This is a genomic window from Methanosarcina vacuolata Z-761, assembly GCF_000969905.1.
GTDB classification, from domain to species: domain Archaea; phylum Halobacteriota; class Methanosarcinia; order Methanosarcinales; family Methanosarcinaceae; genus Methanosarcina; species Methanosarcina vacuolata.
Map to the genome: position 1 here is coordinate 3,283,329 of NZ_CP009520.1, position 18,768 is coordinate 3,302,096.

Annotated in this window: 11 protein-coding genes and 1 tRNA gene; 6 read left to right on the plus strand and 6 right to left on the minus strand. The window is 38.8% G+C overall.

Going from position 1 to position 18,768, the window contains the following annotated elements; genetic code table 11:
* Window positions 1–164: 164 nt before the first annotated feature.
* Window positions 165–1,115, plus strand: coding sequence for a glycosyltransferase family 2 protein (locus tag MSVAZ_RS13535; RefSeq protein ID WP_048121792.1), 951 nt, complete (start codon window positions 165–167; stop codon window positions 1,113–1,115).
* 443 nt (window positions 1,116–1,558) lie between these two features.
* On the plus strand, window positions 1,559–3,772 hold the full coding sequence (locus tag MSVAZ_RS13540) for a hypothetical protein (RefSeq protein WP_232316099.1): 2,214 nt from the start codon (window positions 1,559–1,561) through the stop codon (window positions 3,770–3,772).
* A gap of 523 nt (window positions 3,773–4,295) precedes the next feature.
* Here MSVAZ_RS13540 and MSVAZ_RS18945 read toward each other — a convergent pair.
* From MSVAZ_RS18945 to MSVAZ_RS13565, 6 genes are all read right to left on the minus strand, one after another.
* Complete coding sequence (locus MSVAZ_RS18945) at window positions 4,296–6,647, minus strand: PKD domain-containing protein (RefSeq protein WP_052727984.1); 2,352 nt, start codon at window positions 6,645–6,647, stop codon at window positions 4,296–4,298.
* A 679-nt stretch (window positions 6,648–7,326) separates the two neighbouring features.
* Window positions 7,327–7,401: transfer RNA gene (locus MSVAZ_RS13550), tRNA-Pro, on the minus strand.
* Between the two features lie 15 nt (window positions 7,402–7,416).
* Entirely contained in the window at window positions 7,417–7,590 is a 174-nt protein-coding gene (locus MSVAZ_RS20495) for a hypothetical protein (RefSeq protein ID WP_156151101.1), read from the minus strand.
* Window positions 7,565–8,116, minus strand: coding sequence for a UbiX family flavin prenyltransferase (locus MSVAZ_RS13555; RefSeq protein ID WP_048121796.1), 552 nt, complete (start codon window positions 8,114–8,116; stop codon window positions 7,565–7,567). Before MSVAZ_RS13555 ends, MSVAZ_RS20495 begins: the two co-directional genes overlap by 26 nt.
* Window positions 8,117–8,285: 169 nt before the next feature.
* Window positions 8,286–8,708: a prenylated flavin chaperone LpdD gene (gene lpdD, locus MSVAZ_RS13560; RefSeq protein ID WP_231592247.1), complete on the minus strand. Its 423-nt coding sequence runs from the start codon at window positions 8,706–8,708 to the stop codon at window positions 8,286–8,288.
* Window positions 8,709–9,103: 395 nt separating this feature from the next.
* Window positions 9,104–10,300, minus strand: coding sequence for an HD domain-containing protein (locus tag MSVAZ_RS13565; protein ID WP_048121798.1), 1,197 nt, complete (start codon window positions 10,298–10,300; stop codon window positions 9,104–9,106).
* A gap of 114 nt (window positions 10,301–10,414) precedes the next feature.
* Here MSVAZ_RS13565 and cofD point away from each other — a divergent pair, with 114 nt between their 5' ends.
* The 4 genes from cofD (at window position 10,415) to MSVAZ_RS13585 (ending at window position 18,408) form a co-directional block, all read left to right on the plus strand.
* Window positions 10,415–11,344 carry a 2-phospho-L-lactate transferase gene (gene cofD, locus MSVAZ_RS13570; RefSeq protein WP_048121800.1) on the plus strand — a complete coding sequence of 310 codons (930 nt, stop codon included), beginning with the start codon at window positions 10,415–10,417 and terminating at the stop codon, window positions 11,342–11,344.
* A 451-nt stretch (window positions 11,345–11,795) separates the two neighbouring features.
* Window positions 11,796–12,911 carry an FmdE family protein gene (locus tag MSVAZ_RS13575; protein WP_232316100.1) on the plus strand — a complete coding sequence of 372 codons (1,116 nt, stop codon included), beginning with the start codon at window positions 11,796–11,798 and terminating at the stop codon, window positions 12,909–12,911.
* A gap of 260 nt (window positions 12,912–13,171) precedes the next feature.
* Entirely contained in the window at window positions 13,172–13,447 is a 276-nt protein-coding gene (locus tag MSVAZ_RS13580) for a hypothetical protein (RefSeq protein WP_048121802.1), read from the plus strand.
* Window positions 13,432–18,408 carry an NACHT domain-containing protein gene (locus MSVAZ_RS13585; protein ID WP_048121804.1) on the plus strand — a complete coding sequence of 1,659 codons (4,977 nt, stop codon included), beginning with the start codon at window positions 13,432–13,434 and terminating at the stop codon, window positions 18,406–18,408. Before MSVAZ_RS13580 ends, MSVAZ_RS13585 begins: the two co-directional genes overlap by 16 nt.
* The last annotated feature ends 360 nt before the right edge of the window (window positions 18,409–18,768 follow it).

Consider the following 18,768-nt stretch of genomic DNA (forward strand, 5'->3'; position numbering starts at 1 on the left):
TTATGAGTATTGGATATTTAAATGGACATTTATATATATTTTAGATATATGCATCTCAAAAAAAATCAGTTCCAGAATCAAGAAATTATACAGCAGAAGCAATTTATACAGCACATACTCCAGCGTAGTTTTCAGAGTGCGCTGCCCCATTCCAGAGGATATGCATGTCTAGTAAACCCAATCTATCAATTATAATCCCGGTCTATAACGAAGAGGAAAATATACTGGAATTATATGAGAAACTATGCAATACCCTTTCACTGCCTCACCTAATTGAAAAAACATATGAAATAATTTTTATTGACGATGGGTCCACAGATAGTACTTTTGAAGAAATAAAAAAAATAAAAAACTCTAAAGTCAAGATTGTAAGGTTTCAGAGAAATTATGGAAAGGCTGCAGCTCTGTCCTGTGGATTCAAAAGGTCAAAAGGGGATATTGTCATTACTCTGGACGGGGACCTACAGGACGATCCAAAAGAAATCCCCAGGTTTATAGAAAAACTAAAAAAGTATGACATGGTTTCCGGCTGGAAAAACAAAAGACAAGACCCTATTTCGAAAACGCTGCCTTCAAAATACTTCAACCGGTTAACTCGATTCATAACCGGAGTCAACATTCACGACTTCAACTGCGGGTACAAAGCATACAATAGCTATGTTGTAAAAAATATAAATGTGTATGGAGAGCTCCATCGTTACATCCCGGCTCTTGTTTACTGGAAAGGTTACACCGTAGGAGAGATTGAAGTTGAACATCACCCGAGAATACATGGAAACTCAAAGTATGGAGTCGAAAGGCTATTGAAAGGATTTCTGGATCTTATAACAGTTACATTTCTTATGATATACAAAAAGAGGCCTCTACACATTTTCGGAGGCATAGGAATCCTTCTTGGGTTATCCGGAATAATTATATCCGTATACTTAATGGTTTCGTGGGCAACAGGATTAAAAATAGGAGATCGGCCTCTTCTCATGCTTGGAATCTTACTTACAGTCACTGGGGCTCAGTTTATCTCCCTTGGCCTGATAGGAGAACTGATCACAAACTTGAGAAATAACGATGATTATATAATAAAATACGATAGCTATGAACTGGAAAATGGCAGGTAAAATTGCGTTATTTCGGGTTTAATGTTTTACCAGCTCCATAATTTTGGGTTTAATGTTTTACCAGCTCCATAGAGACCTTATCCAGATAACTCCAAAAGATAGAAATTAATGAATAAAGATATGCCCGAAAATGCCGGTTGTTCATTTATAACTAATGGAGATGGTGTTTCAGAAAGTTTTCGAAACAGCCAGAGAAATGACCGGCAAAAATCGTAAATTTTCTACAAAAGATATAGAGTTACTTATGACTCTTATCAGAGTCTGAACCACTAACTTAATAATACCCTCGAAATTCTATACAAACAAGAGTAATAAGGAATGACGAAGAGACAGAATTAATAATATATAAAATTATATGAAATTAATTAGTTAGGTGACGGGTTAGAGGATGATCCCAAATAAACTTGAAAATAACCGAGTAAAATGATTATCGAATTTTACCCATGAGAGGTACAATGATATCGGGCACACAAAAATGGCTAAAAAAACACTTAATTGATAGCCAGATATTGAATGATTATAAAAAAAGTTTGAAAGAATATACCAGTGTCTTAATACTTTACACTTTACTAACTTTTATACTTACTTATCCTGTAGTTTTCAAGATATGCAATTATATTCCGGGAGGTGGAGACGCATTTCAGTGGATAAGAATACTCTGGTATACTCCAGTAGCCATATTCAACCCTGGCCTAACAAACTTAACACACGACTATTTAATATTTTATCCGGATGGAATCCCAGCTTCACCCTTTCAGTCGGCATTTAATCAAATCCTTTCATACGTGTTATCCAGTATAATAGAAATTCATGTAGTGTATACCATACTATGGTTATTCTCATTTATTTTTGGAGCATACGGTACATATCTGCTTGTAAGATATCTGACAGGTGACAGGACTTCTTCCTTCATAGCTGGAATTGTGTTTGCTTTTTCACCGTATCATTTTGTACATTCACTTGGCCATTTTGGAGCAAATAGTATTGAGTGGATACCTTTCTGCGCCCTATACTTGATGAAAATGTTTAAAGAAGGTGGAGTTCGAAACAGTTTTTTTGCAGGAATATTCTTTATTCTCGTAGCCATGAGCGACCTTCAATATATGATGTTTATGGGAATTTTCGTGATGTTGCTGTTTGTATATGAAATATACGTTTTTTTAATAACAGAAAAAAGAGGTTATATAGAAACACTGAAAAGAATATTCTACAAGTACGCCTTATTCGGATTTGTTTCATTTATAGGTATAATACCTCTCGCCCTGGAAAACATTTTAACAGCTACATCCAGTGATAACTTTTTAAAATTAAATCCCTCTGAAACAGTCACGTATTCAGCTGATTTACTGAGCTTTTTTCTTCCTTCGGTTTTGCATCCCGTTTTTGGGAATATCATGACAGATATTTATAACAATTTTTCAGGAAACACCAGTGAAAATACGATGTTTATCGGATACACTGTGATTTTACTCTCTTTATTTGCAGCTTATAGACTGAAAGGAAACAAATATGTAAAATTCTGGCTGATAGCTGCCTTATCTTTTTCGATAATCAGCCTTGGCCCACTTCTTCATGTAAACGGTAAGACCTCGTTTACAGAATTCAATACTACTGTTCCTCTTCCGTATTTAGCTTTGTATTATTTGATCCCATTTCTGGACAACTGCCGGACATCTGGTAGATTTTTTGTAATTGCTTCGCTTTCATTCGCAGTTTTGCTGGGTTATGGAGCTTCAGAACTGCTAAAATCCAACAGGATAAATAAAAAGGCAACTGTAATTGTAATAACTGGTTTGATAATTTTTGAATATTTAGCAGTTCCTGTATCTTTATCGCCTGTCGATGAACCCTCGTTTTACAAAGAGATTTCACAGGATAAAGGTAATTACGCATTGCTTGAAATCCCTGCAACTAAAGATTATGTAGCAGGTTCAACCATCATTTATTACCAGACAATACATGGAAAATCCGTCATAGGTAACTGGGCTGCCAGATATCCATCTACTGCAAGAAATTTTGAATTAAATACACCTGTGGTAAGGGAATTAACTTATTTGCAATCTACTGATGATATTCTGGATCAGGATATAGATCAAGTCGGAACATCAATTTTAAATTATTATAACATCTCGTATATTGTTTTGCATACAAATTATATGAATGACACAGAAATTGACTTTGCCGAGAAACTAATCCAAATGAATCTCAATGCGGAACGAAAAACCTATGAAAAGGACTCCCTAATTGTGTACCACGTCAAAAAAGAGCCTCTAAAATCATTTATGGTCTTAAAAGACGGATGGAACTCACTGGAAACATTAAATTTAGAACCAGCTCGATGGATATCAAATAATGCTACAATATTAGTTTATTCGAATAGCTCCAGAAATGCCACACTAAATTTTAATGCACTCAGTTTCCAACGTCCGAGAACTCTGGAGGTTTACAATGGCAAAACTCTTCAAGATAGACAAACTATCAGTACAGAACTTTCCAGGTTATCTGTTCCAATTAGCTTAAAGGAAGGCGAAAATCTCATTCTTCTGCATGTGCCAGAAGGAGCTGATATCCCAAGTAATATTCCAGAGTTAAAAAATGAAGATAGCAGAGAATTGAGCATAGAAGTTCAAAATGTTCGATTAACCGACTCTTCGTAATTTCAGGGGGTAGTTTGAAATTCAACTTTTTTAATTTTTGATAGGCCATAGGTATCCCCTTCAAATTGAGTGGTCTTCAAATTGAATGGAAATCCTCACTTTTAATTTTCATTCACTGAGCTTTTTTATCTGATGAGTTGAGCCAGATATGGCATCTCAAATGTACTTACCACAGAAAAAATATAATTAGCCATTTTGTCATATTTTAAAAATAATTCCCCCAAACCCTTCAGCCTTGACATTTTATTGTCTTTTCAATTTAAAGTCTTCATTTTTTGAAAACTGTAACATATCCAGCCATAGTTTTAGTGTTACTGCCCTTAACAGACTCTACCGTTAAGCTTACAGTATATATTCTGCTTTAATGTCTGTGTGTGCAAGATTCTTGACTGTCGAATAAGTACGTCTCCAAAACTCCATTTCCATGAAGTTGGAGAGCCTGTATTTTTGTCAGTAAGTTGCACTTTCAAGAAGATTTTTATAAGGTTGAAGCAGCTGAAAAAGCAGTAACATGTGCCTTTAATTATTTTACGACAATATAGTTCTTTATTGTTTTCGTGTTTGTTCCTGCAGCATTCTTCACTGTTAAGCTGACCGTATATTTCCCTGCCTCATCGTATGTGTATGAAGGATTTTTCTTAATTGAATATGTTCCGTCTCCGAAACTCCATTTCCATGAAGTTGGAGAGCCTGTACTTTTATCCGTAAACTGTACCTTCAGTGGAGCTTTTCCTGAGGTTGGAGTTGCAGAAAATGAAGCAACAGGTTTTATTGGAGCTGTTTTTACAGTTATATAGTTCTTTATTGTTTTCGTGTTTGTTCCAGCTGCATTCTTTACTGTTAAACTGACAGTGTATTTTCCTTCTTTACTATATGTGTGTACAGGAGTTTTAACTGTGGAGGTTTTTCCGTCTCCGAAACTCCATTTCCATGAAGTTGGAGAGCCTGTACTTTTATCCGTAAACTGTACCTTCAGTGGAGCTTTTCCTGAGGTTGGAGTTGCAGAAAAAGCAGCAACAGGTTTTATTGGAACTGTTTTTACAGTTATATAGTTCTTTATTGTTTTCGTGTTTGTTCCAGCTGCATTCTTTACTGTTAAACTGACAGTGTATTTTCCTTCTTTACTATATGTGTGGACAGGAGTTTTAACTGTGGAGGTTTTTCCATCTCCAAAAGTCCATTTCCATGAAGTGGGTGAGCCTGTACTCTTGTCAGTAAACTGCACCTTCAGAGGGGCATTTCCTGAGGTAGGAGTTGCAGAAAAAGCAGCAACTGGTTTTATAGGAGCTGTTTTTACAGTTATATACTTGGACTTTGTTACCGTATTGCTACCGCCAGCGTTGCTTGCTGTAAGTACTACTGTATAAGTTCCTGCTTTAGTGTATGTATGCACAGGATTCTGCTCGGTTGAAGTTTTTCCATCTCCAAATGTCCATTTCCATGAAGTTGGACTATTGCTGCTTTTATCAGTAAATGTTACCTTCAATGGGGCATTTCCTGAAGTTGGGGATGCAGAGAAGTCAGCAATTGGTGGGGTCGGTTTTTCTGGTTTGGTTTCTACATTGTCTATTTTGAATCCATAGGCTGTATCTGATCCGTCAGTCTGAAGCTTCACTTTCATAGTGTCTTCAGTGTACCAGTCAGTCCAGAAATCGTCTCCATTATTGCTTCGATCATAAGTTACGAGTTTATTACCCTCCTTATCTAGAATAGTTAATTTATCCCTATAATCAGCAATTGATAATTTTGTGAAATGTAACCTCATCTGAGTAGCACCAGATTCACTTATTATAGGCCATGTATAGTCAAAGTTATTTGCATAAGAATGATATGACTCTGGTAAAGTTGATGGAGGAGCCATATCAGTTCTTGTCTCTACCTGATCTATTTTGAATCCATAGGCTGTATCTGATCCATCAGTCTGAAGTCTCACCTTCATAGCGTCTTCAGTGTACCAGTCAGTCCAGAAATCGTCTCCGTTATTGCTTCGATCATAAGTTACGAGTTTATTACCCTCCTTATCTAGAATAGTTAATTTATCCCTATAATCAGCAATTGATAATTTTGTGAAATGTAACCTCATCTGAGTAGCACCGGGTTCACTTATTATAGGCCATGTATAGTCAAAGTTATTTGCGTAAGAATGATATGACTCTGGTAAAGTTGATGGAGGAGCCATATCAGTTCTTGTCTCTACCTGGTCTATTTTGAATCCATAGGCTGTATCTGATCCGTCAGTCTGAAGCTTCACTTTCATAGTGTCTTCAGTGTACCAGTCAGTCCAGAAATCGTCTCCATTATTGCTTCGATCATAAGTTACGAGTTTATTACCCTCCGTATCTAGAATAGTTAATTTATCCCTATAATCAGCAATTGATAATTTTGTGAAATGTAACCTCATCTGAGTAGCACCAGGTTCACTTATTATAGGCCATGTATAGTCAAAGTTATTTGCATAAGAATGATATGACTCTGGTAAAGTTGATGGAGGAGCCATATCAGTTCTTGTCTCTACCTGGTCTATTTTGAATCCATAGGCTGTATCTGATCCATCAGTCTGAAGTCTCACCTTCATAGCGTCTTCAGTGTACCAGTCAGTCCAGAAATCGTCTCCGTTATTGCTTCGATCATAAGTTACGAGTTTATTACCCTCCGTATCTAGAATAGTTAATTTATCCCTATAATCAGCAATTGATAATTTTGTGAAATGTAACCTCATCTGGGTTGCACCAGATTCTTCTATCGCAGGCCATGTATAGTCAAAATTATTTGCATAAGGGTGATCTGACTCTGGTAAAGATTCAGCCGAAGAGGCAACAGTACATGTTATTATACTTATTAAGAAGCAACATATTACAATCTTTGAATAATTCATTTTAGAACTCCTTCCTATTTCAGGTACTCAAAAAATAATTTCACAAGGTAATATTTTTGCAATGCTGTACTGATCAAAATTAGAGACTTTAATATGTTTTGATTTTTTGATGGAAGTCACTGAATGCGAAAAACAATGGCAAATACAGGCAACTCTACAATACATATTAAAATCTCCAAGTTTACAAAAAAATAACCTTAAGAGACCGTCTCAAAACTCAACTAATTTTTAAACTTTTCTATATTACCCCACAATTGAATAAAAATATTCGAAACTATATAAATTAAACAGAAATCTGGCGTGAATACAAAAAATTCATGTAGAAACTGCAGCAGTCTTTCCTACGAAAAACTTTAACATTAATACAAAGTTTTCCATGCTTCTGCGTGTGCCAAAGGCTCATGAGGGTTTACACACCAAAAGTGAAAGAATGCTTTTAGAATTTTCAACTCAGCGTAAACAAATTAAAAAACCAAATTGTAAACTCAGTTACTTAAAACTGGAAGAGAACAATTATCTTAAGTTTGCTTAAAAAATAGATTCCACTCTTTTGCGAAACATGATCAATTAATTATAACCACTATGCAAAAGTGGTATGGTAGAGAAGAGAATAGAAAAAACATAACATAAATTTCAAAAATAAAAGTTCTAAAAAAAAGCATTAGAAAAAATATGTAAATGGGATAGCGCGGATTTGAACCGCGGTCCAAGCGTCCCAAACGCTCGAGGATGGACCAAGCTACCCTACTATCCCAAGGGGTACTTCCCTTCAAACGATATTATCCTTTATATAGCTTTCGTTAGAACATGGGCCTGTCATGCTTTCTCTGGAAAATTTTACTGAGAAAATCAAAACTCTTTCTGCCTGAGCTTCCCAGAATTTTGAATTTCTTTCTGATTCTCTGAGGCTCTTTTCATTATTGCCAGCGTCTATAAATCTCATTTTCTACCCCGAGCAGGTCAAGAGTTCTTCCCACCATAATATCTACAAGGTCTTCAAGAGTTTGGGGTCTCGAATAAAATCCCGGGCAAGCTGGAAGGATACTTGCTCCTGCTTTTTTAGCTTTGAGCATATTTTCGATGTGTATGAGGCTAAGCGGGGTTTCCCTGGTCATCAGGATTAGTTTCCTCTCCTCTTTGAGGCAGACATCTGCGGCTCTTGTAAGAAGGGTATCAGATACCCCATTTGCAACGGCTGCAAGAGTTTTCATGCTGCAAGGGGCGATAACCATTCCCCCTGTCCTGTAGGAGCCACTGGCTATTGGTGCTGAGAAATCTTTCTGGGCGTAGCTCCATGTTGCGAGTTTTTCCACTGCCTCTGGAATATAATCAGTTTCAATTTCGATTATCTGTTTTGCGGCATCCGTCAAAACCAAATGGGTTTTTATTCCTTTTTCCTCCAGTACTTCAAGAAGGCGAATTCCATACTGGACCCCTGAAGCTCCGCTGATTCCTACCGTTATCTCCATTTTATCCTGCCGTTAATGTTCCTGCTGATACTTTAACTCATCTCTGTGCTGTTATTATCATTATTCTCTCTATACAGTTATTTTCATGAATCTTCCTAGCTGTTATTTTCATGAATCTCTCTAGCTGTTATTTTCATGAATCTCTCTAGCTGTTATTTTCTTACTCATCTTATGCTTTACTTCTATTATTCATCTCATGCCGTTGATTCAAATCTATATCTTGCTCTTCCAGTTCGTCGCCTTTTTTGTAAAAAGAAATGAAGCTTTCCACCATTTCCCCTGAGGCTAAAACTATGTCTTTTATTTCTTCAGGGGTGATATCATCCTGGTGTATTCCGACAACAAACACCGAAGTCTTCTTTGTGGCTCTGCTCACCTGCCTTGCCCCATCCAGGGCAAGATATTCCTCCCGGTGCCCAGGCATTGTTATCACCGATGAACTTGCTCTCTGGTTTTTCTCATCAAAAAGCCCGACAGCAACAGCTCCCACATGTTCCTCTCCGCCTGTAAGGGTCAGAAGGTAATCTTCTCCTACCTTTTTTGCACCAAGTACAATCTCAATTTTCCCCACTTTCCGTTTAATCTGAAACAAATTCCTACCTCGACCCTTAAAATTTCAAGGAAAATCCGTTTTTCCTTTACGTTTTTTAGAATTTTTATTTTTTAGAATTTTTATTTTTTAGAATTTTTATTTTTTAGAATTTTTATTTTTTAGAATTTTTATTTTTTAGAATTTTTATTTTTTTATAAAACGTTGTTTTTAGACTCTGGTCCAAAATCTAGTGATTTTTGTATTTTTCGATTGAAATCATGAACTTGCAGGAAGAATTCGTTCTTCAATCAAACTCAATATTTGATATCGAAAGACTTCCATCGAGAGGACGTATTTAATGGATTATAACCAATTATAAAATCTAGTGATTTTCAATTTCACGTTTATCACTGGATTTTGGTACTGAGTCTGTTTTTATTTTATTTTACTCTATTTTAAATATCACTTAATTTAAACTGTTTAAGGGGTTTTTTAACGTCAAAATAGTCTCTAGCGGCCTTTCCCACGGCTTCACAGTACTCTTTCGGGCTATATACTCCCATTCTCCAGTTATCCATTTGGGCTTCCTGTAAGATAGATACAAAATGAGAAGCTTCGTTAAGAGGAATAATCTTGTGGTCAGTTTTTATCATGGCTTGCATTTCCAGCATTTCGGGTGTCTTAGGAATGTCCACAAGCACATACTCAGGATTAACCCCTGCCAGTTCTGCAATTTCTTTTTCGACCCTTCTGATTCGGCCACGGTGCCTCAGTACGGCTTTTCCTACTTCTGCCAGGCCTACATATAAAGCCCGTTTATAGAGTTTACGGGCATCAAGCAGCCGTGAAAGTTCTCCTGCATATCCGGTTGCGTTTCTCATAGATGCAACAAGGTCTATATCGTCCATCTGCCTGAGCTTAAACGGGTCAAGTTCATTATTTTCAATCATATACTCCACTGCTCTAGAACACATAACTTCAGAAATCCTGGTTACATGATGATAGTAAACCGATGTGTTCATCCAGAAACGTGAGACCAGAAGTGATTCGGCAGCTTTTAGACCACCATAATCTACAACGAGCCTATCCTCGTAAAAATTCATCTGCTTTATTAGACGATTATAATCCACAACGCCGAAGGCTACACCTGTGTAACGAGCATCCCGAACAAGATAGTCCATTCGGTCCACATCAATCTCACTGCTAAGAATCTGCCCTAGAGAAGTTTCTCCTTTTATGTGTTTTACAAGGTTTCCGGGAGAAATTCCGTATTTGCTCAGGACTTCTCTGATCTCTACTTTTCCCAGGATTTCCTTTACATCGTCATGCCTGCGCCGCGTGTATTTATCAATTACGTTCTCGGTAACGTGAGAAAAAGGTCCATGCCCTATATCATGCAGAAGAGCAGCAGCTTTTATTTCGGTTTTCTTGTCCTCTTCAATCGAGTCTAGACCCCTGGTCAGCGTGGATGCAAGATGCATTGTTCCAAGCGAATGTTCAAAACGCGAATGATTTGCTCCCGGGTAGACAAGGTTTGAAAACCCAAGCTGTTTGATCCTTCTCAGGCGCTGCATCTGGGGTGTGGAAAGAAGGTCCTGAACTAAATCATCCAGCTCGATGTAACCATGTACGGGATCAAGGACAACTTTCATTATTCTTTAGACAGATCTCATTATATATTGTTGTTACTACTACTCTGATACTGTAGATTTTGCAGAAACCCCTGATACCCGAAAGTTTAAAAGAAAGCCGGATATGGTATTATCATGATTATATTTTCAGGCGGCACCGGAACTCCAAAGCTCCTTGACGGGCTCAAGGAAATCATCCCAGCAGAAGAATTAACTGTTGTTGTAAACACTGCCGAAGACCTCTGGATTTCGGGAAATCTGATTTGTCCTGACTTGGATACAGTACTCTATCTGTTCTCGGACCAGATCGACCGAAATAGATGGTGGGGCATAAAAGACGACACCTTTCTGACTTATGAACGTATGCAGAAACTGGGCGTTATTGAAAGCATAAAGCTTGGGGACTGTGATAGAGCAACCCATATAATTCGCTCGAACTTTATCCGTAATGGAATCTCCCTTACAGATGCGACTTTAGAGCTTGCGTCCATTTTCGGAATTGATGCAAAGATTTTGCCCATGTCTGATGATCCTGTTTCTACCTATATAGAAACTCCTGAGTCAATTATACATTTTCAGGATTTCTGGGTCGGAAAACATGGAGAACCCGAAGTGCTGGGTGTTGATATAACGGGAATTTCCGAAGCTTCGATTTCTCCAAAGGTACTCGAAGCCCTTGAAAATGACGACAAAATCCTAATAGGGCCAAGTAACCCAATCACAAGCATAGGGCCTATCATTTCCCTGCCAGGCATGAAAGATCTGATGAAAAAGAAAAAGGTCGTTGCAGTCAGCCCAATAATCGGCAATGCCCCTGTAAGCGGACCTGCCGGGAAACTCATGCAGGCTTGTGGGCTTGAGGTATCTTCAATGGGAGTTGCAGAATATTATCAGGACTTCCTGGACATCTTTGTTTTCGATGAACGGGATCAGGCGGACGAATTCGCATTTGAGAGGCTTGGATGCCGCGCTTCCCGTGCAGATACTCTTATGACCTCAACTAAAAAAAGCAAGGAACTGGCAGAGTTAGTGGTAGCATTGTTTGATACTATTGCTTGTCCTTAATTTCCGATTTTAACCATTTTTTATTTTTACTATTTTTTATTTTTACTATTTTTTATTTTTCACTATTTTTTATTTTTCACTACTTTTTATTTTTCACTACTTTTTATTTTTCACTACTTTTTATTTTTCACTACTTTTTATTTATATTAAACACTTTTAATTTTTACTAATAAGTATTTTTACTTTTTTTTGTTTTATTCTCTTCAAATTTTTTTCATTACTTATCTTACCCATTTTCTTAACTTTATATTTCTCTTTTTATCTATTTTCTAGTATATTTACAGCGTTAACAAAATTCGAAAGTTTTATTTAATACATTTGGTATTGAAAATAACACTAAAAAGCATAATCTATAAATTTTGTATTATTAATTAAATAATAATTTCTAGAAAGTGCTATTTTTATAACTAGACTAAGAAGACATTAATTTAGTTCATTTGGAGAAAAAAGCATGATAAAAGCAGGTATAACAAATCTAAGGAGAATCAGCACAAAATTCATTTATCTTGTTTTCCTGACTGCCCTTGTTCTTTCCCTTGGATCTGTTCCAGGAATGGCAGCTGAAAATTGTAACTCGAACTTGATGGGTCAAGTCTTTGCTGCAGCCGAAGCAGATCTCGGAGCTATTGGACCAGAAAACACACTTATTATTACAGATATAGGCTCTCCTGAAGAGTCCTATGTTTTCCTAGATGATTTCTACTCAGAGTTTTATAACAGAGACCTTCTGTACACAAAAAATCTCCTTGTTGTCCAGAACTCAAGGAATAGTCCCCTATGGTTTGCATTTTTCAATAAATGCAGCGGGAAGTGCACTTATATCGAGGTCTCCGATGAAAACGAAAGTAAAATTAGCTACAAGGTAACGGAAAACATAGACTTTGATAAACTTTCGAAAACCAATAAATCGAGAGATGCGTGGAGTGAAAAAGTAAACAATTCGGTATTTGACGGGCGTGAGTTTGCTATTCTTTCAATTTCGAACGCCTGGGCTACAGGGAAGCTTGATTATGAACTTATGCAGTGCCTGGAACTGCACAATCATTTCTGTCCAGGAGTTTCAAGCGGTTATGTGCTTGCAGGCTGGATGGAAGAAAACTACCCGCTTAAGGAAGGCGTGAGTTATACGGTTTTCTCCTGCCCTAACTGGTGCAAAGACGATGTTTTCGTAAAGCGCTGGGATGTGACTCCAGGAACAGGAGGTATCTGGGTCTCTAAATTAACAGATAACGAAACCGAAGCTCTAGGTGGTTCTCCTGCAGGTATTTTCGTAGTCAAGGATAAAAATGCCGGAACTATGAAAGCAGTAGTCCTCGGGTTTGACTTTGACGTTGTCGATGCGAACAGTGGTGCAAAAGACGATGATCCAGGATGGGTCTCGAAATATTTAGCTGATCTCTGGCTTATGGATAAAGAAAATTGGGACACAAAAGGACTTGTCTCGGTAATTTCAGTGAAGGATATTGATGCCGATACCCTGAGCGAAATGGAGCTAGCAGACAATAATCCTTATGTGGTTCTCGGACTGCTTAATTCGACAGAGAGTACTCAGCCCTCGGAAAACTGAGCTAGTAGAACAGACAATTAAACTAATCTCTAAATAATCTCTAAACCCTAATCTCTAAACCCACAAAAGTTTAATAAGGTGTGTATGAGGATTCCAGTAATCCTCATATCTGCCTCTTTCTCTTCCTTTTTTATTTTTTTCAATTGGCTTTTCCTGAGTTCATTTGATCTTCTGTTTGAAATGCATCAACCTTATTTAATATACAATAATCTTTAGTAAATTTAGAAAATTTTAATAAAGAGCAAGCAAATGTTATGCGCATGGATGATGACTCTGTTGAAAAATGGCAACAAGCCGACGAAGAAATACGAAAAAATCTGTTACCGGGCGTGAAGATTGTGCGCACGTTACGAGAACATAAGAACATTATAGGTCGCACCGCTTGGTCACAGGCAGTTTTTTCATTTTGCTCGTTGGCGGATGAGATTTTTCTTGCTGATAAATACTGTCTAAAGTGCTTTTATCTTCTCCCTAAGCGAGACAAATACACTAGCAATCAAGATGAAATGAGGACAAATCAATGCCAATTGAATTAACATTTAAACAGATTTGTGAGTTCATCAAGAAAGATGATCGCGGGTTGATTGACGACGTGGACAATCTGCTCGGTCTCGCCTTTGCATCTTCGCCTTTGTTTATTGGCGCTGGATCTGTCGCTCTTCTGCCGCTGATTCCAGTGAAAAACGAAATCGTGAAGATTAGTAAGAGAGTATTTGAGGCACTTAAGTCCAAGGATGACGATGACTACCTTGCTAGGCGCCAGCGAATGGAGATGGCTTATGGTCTGATCTGTTTCACGGCATTCTTCGATGCTCTTGACCGACAAATTCCGGAACCACTCAGTGAAAGAATCGAATTACTAAAGAGAAGAAAGATTTCTCGCGAAGAATTCTGGGGTAAGAATTTCTGCCCAGCGGAAGTTTCAACGGATGATCCTACAAATACTATCACAGAAAACTCACTGGCAACTTTGACAACGCAGTTTCCTCATCCAGTTGAAACGTTGGATCAGCAGATTAAGCGGAATGCGGAACTTTGGGACAAAATGGCGAAGGATTTCCGTGAGTTTGTTCAGAATTCGGTATTTTGGAAGGAGGCAAATGAGGAGGAACAAGCTCAAATCCTCACTTGGATCGAGGAGGTTCCACAGGTAGCAGCTGAGTGTTTCGAGGCTCAATACTTCGAGCTTGTCCGACGTTACGAGGATTTTGCCGTGTGGGCGAATCTACAAGAGCACAAAAATGCTCAAGGTCTTCTCTGCTCGCTTTCAAAATATGTTCAGCAACAGGCTGCTTTAGAGATGGCCAGTAAGACCACAATAGATATTGGCTTCGAAAGAATGCGTGAAGTAGTTCTAAGTATTCCAGAGACCTTAGAAATCAAAAAAGCCACTGAGATTGCCGACGGTCTGAAGCATTATTACGATAAAGAAGTAGTTGAACCGATTGCAGAAGGGGTTGAACCGCAAGGAGACAAACCATGTCTCCGCTTCCCCCTTATATGCAACGCTTTCATCCCACAATCTTTTCAAGTACTCCTTTGGGAAAGCAAGCTGAAGAGCCTGGAGGATGAAGCCACCTGGAAAGGCTTGGAAAGACGAGAAGACTTAGCAGCATTCTTGCTCAGTTATCTCAGTTCGCCATTCAGCACTGAAGCACCGCTGGTTATTCTTGGACATCCAGGAAGCGGCAAATCCCTGTTGACAAAGGTTCTTTCTGCCCGATTGATGTCGAACCAATATACAATAATTCGTGTTCCTTTACGCGAGGTTAATGCAGATGCTCGCGTCACGGAACAGATTGAGGAACGAATTCACCAGGTTACAAGTGACAGCATACGTTGGGCGAAGTTCAGCGGTTCGTTCAAGAACAGTCCTCCACTTGTGATTCTTGATGGCTATGATGAATTGTTACAGGCTAGCGGCAAAGTTTTTTCGGGATATCTGAAGGACGTGAAGACCTTCCAGGAAAACGAGACTACGATGGGACGACCCGTTCGTGTGATTGTAACAAGCAGAATCACGCTAATTGACAAGGCAACTATTCCTCTAGGCGCGACAGTTATTCGCCTCCTCGAGTTTGATAAAAGACAGTGTGATAAATGGATTTCAATTTGGAACCAAGAGAATGCGACCTATTTCAAGGAGACAATGACCAATGAGTTCGCTCTGCCTATAGAAAACAACGATGGATCAGACAAGATCCTATCACTGGCAAAGCAACCACTCCTTTTGTTGATGCTGGCGCTTTATGATTCAGAAGACAACCAGCTCAGAAATAACGATTCGCTTGATCGGACAATTCTTTACGACAACTTGCTTCGTCGATTTGTGAAGAGAGAAAGAACTAAAGATCGAAATTTCGAAGAACTTGAGGAGTCAGATCAGGAAACGGAGCTAGATTTGGAGATGAAGCGTCTTGGTGTGGCGGCTCTTGGCATGTATAATCGTAGGAAGTTATTTATTATTTCTTCCGAACTGAACAAGGATATCGAGTTTTTCGATCTAAAGCGTCCAGTTCCAACCGGTCCCGGAAGGTTATTGACACAGGCTGAGCTATTGTTAGGGAGCTTCTTTTTTGTTCACAAATCCAAGGCACAAATAAAAGCTGGTGCGTCTGAGAATCACCAAGAAGCATCAGCCTTTGAGTTTCTGCACAACACCTTCGGAGAGTTCCTCACTGCTGATTTTATTATTCGGCAGGCGATAACTGAAATCGTACACTTAAAGGTGATGAAAGAGAACGATCTTCACCAAGAGTACAACAATCATCTTGATGCAGCCGATGGTCTTTCAAGAGTATGGTTTGCTAGCTTGGTTTACACACCACTGTTCACTCGACCAGTAGTTCTTGAAATGATGCGTGAATGGATAGGTCATGCGTTAAAACGCAGACATTTGTCGAAGCAAGAATTCCTGTCTTACTTGGATATAATAATTGAATCTCAGATCAAACGGCTTCTTAACAAAAGGGATTTCCCGTCTATCATGTGGAAGGAAGTGGCCCAGGAAGGGTATCGTACACCTTTCGACGACAAACCACTTTTAGGTCATATTGCTATCTACAGCATCAACCTTATTCTCTTGCGAATAATCGTTGCTAATGAACCGTTTGTATTCGATGAAAGTCGGATTAACATCCATGAAGACGGCACACGTCCTTGGGAGCGGCTGACTCACATATGGAGATCATGGTTTTCCTTGGATAACCTTAACGGCATAACTGCTGTTATGCTTTCAAACAGGCTGGAATCTCAAATCATGGTGAAGGCTAAAGATAAGTTCCAAATCGCTGAAAGCCAAAATCGATTATATGAATTCCTTAACGTGTCAATTTCTTTTGGAGACAATATTTCAAGTAGTCTTACGAGTCTCTTATTATTTGAGCCATCAAAGGATAATCAATTGAGTATTGAAGATATTGACCAAAGATTAAAATCCGAAAAGATTGACCTACAGTTCCAAATCTCAATGAAACGGATGATCCAGAATGAGACTCACGTAAACTCTGAAAATGCTCAAATATTCGCAAAAGAGGTTGAACAAATATTGGAGATAGCTCTTAAGGATGATAAGTTAGAAGAGCTTGAATATATCATTCTGAGTCTTTGTCATGTAGCGAGACGACTGAGATTAGAAAATATCGACATAAATATTCCATCGAGAAAGTTAGCTAGGATTGCCAAGCTGAATCCGCAAGTAGCATATTTACTTTGTCAGCTGGCAAAAGAAGTTCACGATAAATCGTGGACTCGTTTTTTAATTAGCGAATTTATTGATGAACTCGACTTTGAGAAACTGAGCAGCTGTAAACCTGAACTAGTGTTGGCCTGGGTGCAACTTCTGAAGGAGGTTAGAGGCGGGAGACATTTGGTGTGGTTTAAACCTAAGCTTCTAGAGCGAGTGTTTTACCCCCTAGACTTTTTGAAACTTAGCAAGCAGAACTCTGAAGTAGCGTTGGCTTGGGTGCAACTGGTGAAGGAGATTGAACTCGAAAGCCTCCTGCAGCAGATGGATACTGAGTTTTTAGAGCGCGCGTTTAATCCTAGCGATTTTCTGGAACTTAGCAAGCAGAATCCTGAAGTAGCGTTGGCTTGGGTGCAATTGGTGAAACAAATGAGAACAGTGAACTTCCTGCAGCAGATGGATACTGAGTTTTTAGAGCGCGCGTTTAATCCTAGCGATTTTCTGGAACTTAGCAAGCGGAATCCTGAAGTAGCGTTGGCTTGGGTGCAACTTTCGAAGGAGGTTGGAGGAGAAGTCTTTCTGCGGTGGATAGATCTAAAGTTTTTCGAGCAAGTATTTGACTTATATCGTTTTTTAAGACTTAGTAAGCAGAACCTTAAAGTAGCTTTGGCTTGGGTGCAACTTGTGAAGGAGGTTAGAGGAGAAGTCTTCCTGCAGCAGATGGATACTGAGTTTTTAAAGAAAGTATTTGTAGAACAAATATTTGACTTCCCACGTATTCTGAAACTGAATTGGCAGAATATTAGAGTTGTCTTAGCCTGGGTACAACTTATGAAGGAGATTGGAGGAGCGAGCTTCCTGCAGCAGATGGATACTGAGTTTTTAGAGCGCACGTTTAATTCCCGCTACTTTTTAGAACTGAGCAGGCAGAACCCTGAAGTAGCACTGGCCTTGATACAAATTGTGAAGGAGATCGGAGGCGTGAGCTTCCTACAGCAAATGGATACTGAGTTTTTCAAGCGAGTGTTTGAATCCAGAGATTTTATAGAACTGAAAATGTGGAACCCTAAAGTAATGATGGCCTGGGTACAACTTGCTAAGGAGATTGGAGGAGAAGTCTTCCTGCAGGAGATAGATATTGAGTTTTTAGAGCGAGGGTTTGATCGAAACTTTTTGGAAATGAGCATTCAGAGCCCCAAAGCTGCACTGACCTGGATGCAATTTATTAAGGAGGTAAGAGGCGAAAACTTCCTGCAGCATATAGATCCTAAGTTTTTCTCGATGGCGTTTAATCCACTTAACCTGTTGGAAATTAGCAAATGGAAACCTGAAGAGGTGCTGGTCTGGGTGCAATTTATGAAAGATGTTGCAAAAGAAGTCTCACTGCAAAGGATGGATCTAAATGTTTTCGAGAGAGCATTTAATCCATTCTACCTGTTGGAAGTTGACAAACAGAACCCCGAAGTGGCGCTTATCTGGATTCAACTTGCAGTGGATATTGGGTGCGAAAGCTTTCTTAAACAGCATGGTGAAGAAATTATTGATCAGTGGTCTAGCATGTTTAGCTCTGTGCAGATTTTCCGACAAAAGTCGACTCCCTTTTCAGCCCCGTTAAGATTGGCACGTATCATAGAGTCACCGAATGCAATCGAAAAGGTTCTTAGATGCTTGGTTTCTTCATTAAATCCGTCCGAAAGAGAGCAAGTATCTCTCGGGACACTACCATTGGTATCCCTCAGCGACCTTAAATGGCTCGCGAAAGAAACTGGAAGTCCTGAAATTAATTCGGCCTTGAGCCGTATTCTTAAATAAATTACATAGCTTCGCCTTGACTAAAGGACCCAAAGTTCACCATCTTAGGGCTCGTAACGAAATAACCTAATTAACACATTATTATTTTGGAGCAAAATCGATGGGACTGCTTATGAAAATGGCAAAGTACAGTGTAAAAATGGGCTTAGGTTATTTCGCGGTGGGTACTTAGCAAGGTTCTAGCGGTCTCACCTTCATGGGCCTGTTCAGATTCTTCATTCCATACTTGCTGCGTGTCTGGGTCAGCCTCCATAAGACACTGACTCTTATCCTTGTAGGATAAATCGGCTGCGGGTATATAGAAGCCTTTGGACATGATGTATGATCCCAAAATTATATCAAGTACTTTGAAGTTTCCCT

What these genes read in the sequence shown, in the direction of transcription:
- MSVAZ_RS13580 (WP_048121802.1), top strand. Translation starts at nt 13,172, where the DNA reads ATGGATGATGACTCTGTTGAAAAATGGCAACAAGCCGACGAAGAAATA.
- MSVAZ_RS13535 (WP_048121792.1), top strand. Translation starts at nt 165, where the DNA reads ATGTCTAGTAAACCCAATCTATCAATTATAATCCCGGTCTATAACGAA.
- MSVAZ_RS13575 (WP_232316100.1), top strand. Translation starts at nt 11,796, where the DNA reads ATGATAAAAGCAGGTATAACAAATCTAAGGAGAATCAGCACAAAATTC.
- MSVAZ_RS13565 (WP_048121798.1), bottom strand. Translation starts at nt 10,300, where the DNA reads ATGAAAGTTGTCCTTGATCCCGTACATGGTTACATCGAGCTGGATGAT.
- MSVAZ_RS13540 (WP_232316099.1), top strand. Translation starts at nt 1,559, where the DNA reads ATGAGAGGTACAATGATATCGGGCACACAAAAATGGCTAAAAAAACAC.
- MSVAZ_RS18945 (WP_052727984.1), bottom strand. Translation starts at nt 6,647, where the DNA reads ATGAATTATTCAAAGATTGTAATATGTTGCTTCTTAATAAGTATAATA.
- cofD (WP_048121800.1), top strand. Translation starts at nt 10,415, where the DNA reads ATGATTATATTTTCAGGCGGCACCGGAACTCCAAAGCTCCTTGACGGG.
- MSVAZ_RS13555 (WP_048121796.1), bottom strand. Translation starts at nt 8,116, where the DNA reads ATGGAGATAACGGTAGGAATCAGCGGAGCTTCAGGGGTCCAGTATGGA.
- MSVAZ_RS13585 (WP_048121804.1), top strand. Translation starts at nt 13,432, where the DNA reads ATGCCAATTGAATTAACATTTAAACAGATTTGTGAGTTCATCAAGAAA.
- MSVAZ_RS20495 (WP_156151101.1), bottom strand. Translation starts at nt 7,590, where the DNA reads ATGAGATTTATAGACGCTGGCAATAATGAAAAGAGCCTCAGAGAATCA.